This is a genomic window from Komagataeibacter kakiaceti JCM 25156 (assembly GCF_000613305.1).
The window spans coordinates 1-1,545 of sequence record NZ_BAIO01000531.1 but is presented as its reverse complement, the minus strand read 5'-3'; the positions used below and the strand labels follow the sequence as shown (position 1 = coordinate 1,545).

Sequence of the window (1,545 nt, the reverse complement as noted above, 5' to 3'; positions counted from 1 at the left end):
CCCATGGCCTGTCCCGCCCCCCGTTGTCCGAGGCGCTGGCCACGGCCGAAATTTACGAAATCGCGGCGGCGACCGGCTGTTCGGCCCATGTGGTGCATGCGTCCATCGCCCGTGGTTACGAACTCTGCGCCGCGTACCGCCGTCAGGGCTTCGACACCACCATCGAGGCCTGCATCCATTACCTGACGCTGGACGAGGAACATGACGTGGCGCGCCTGGGCGGCAAGGCCAAGATCAACCCGCCCATCCGCCCCCGCAGTGAAGTCGAGGGCATATGGGCGCATCTGGTGGCCGGGAACGTGAGCGTGGTTTCAACCGACCATGTCTCATGGAGCGAGGGACGCAAGACCAGCCCGAACATGCTGGAAAACGCATCCGGCGCGCCGTCGCTTGAAGTCCTTTACCCGCTTTTCCTGACCGAACTGTCACGCCGGGGGCTTCCGGCCAGCCTGGCGGCGCGGCTGCTGGCGGAAAATCCGGCGCGCCTGTTCCGCCTGTCGGACCGCAAGGGCGGCATCGCCATCGGGCGGGATGCGGACATCACGGTCGCCCGGCCGGAAAGCTGGATCTACGACCCGCGCGCCAGCGGCAACGCCTTCGCCACATGGAGCCCCTATGAAGGCCGCACGCTGGAGTGGCGTATCGCGGCCACCTACCTGCGCGGCCAGCGCATATTCGATGGCGCGCGGGTTCTGGCCACGCCGGGGACGGGACGGTTCGTCACCCCCGAAGGGCGCGGCGCATGACCATGGCCGCCCTTTCATCCCTTATCCAGCCTGATCGGCTGTGGGCCGACCTCATGGAACTCGGGGCGCTGACCGATCCCGACCAGCCTTATACCCGCCGTTCCTTTTCCGCGCGGTTTCTGGAGGGACGGGACTGGCTGCGCCACCGTTTCCAGCAGGCGGGCCTGTCATGCCGGATTGATGCGGCGGGCAACCTGACCGGACGTCGCGGCGGCGCATCGCCCGATGCGCGGACGATCATGACCGGATCCCATTCCGACACCGTGCCCGGTGGTGGCCGGTTCGATGGCATACTGGGCGTGCTGGCGGGGCTGGAAATCGCGCGCGCGATGCGTGATGGCGGCGTAACACTGGCGCATCATTTCGAAGTGACCGATTTCCTGGCCGAAGAGCCGAGCGATTTCGGCCTGTCATGCATCGGCAGTCGCGGCATGACGGACAGCCTGACCCCAGGGCACCTCGCCCTGCGCGCGCCATGGGGTGAAACCCTTGCCGACGCTATAAACCGCATGGGCGGTGACGCATCCCGGCTGCCCCACGCGCTGCGCCATGACATTGCGGCGTTCATGGAACTGCATATCGAACAGGGCATCGTGCTGGAACGTGGTGGCACGGAGATCGGCATTGTCGAGGCCATTGTCGGTGTCACCCGCATCGAGGTCATTTTTGCCGGGCGCGCGGATCATGCGGGCACGACCCCCATGGACTGCCGACGTGACGCCCTGGTTGCGGCGGCGGGGCTGATTACCGCCGTCTCGCATCTGGCGCGTGATGCGGCGCGGGCGGGCAGGGGACATGT

Annotated in this window: 2 protein-coding genes; both read left to right on the top strand. The window is 67.0% G+C overall.

The window, feature by feature from the left end; all coding sequences use genetic code 11:
• A partial coding sequence (locus JCM25156_RS16245; RefSeq protein ID WP_025813947.1) for a dihydroorotase occupies window positions 1–746 on the top strand: 746 nt, incomplete at its 5' end.
• Window positions 743–1,545: hydantoinase/carbamoylase family amidase (locus JCM25156_RS16240; RefSeq protein WP_148299409.1), on the top strand; the 803-nt coding region annotated here is incomplete at its 3' end. The genes JCM25156_RS16245 and JCM25156_RS16240, both read left to right, overlap by 4 nt.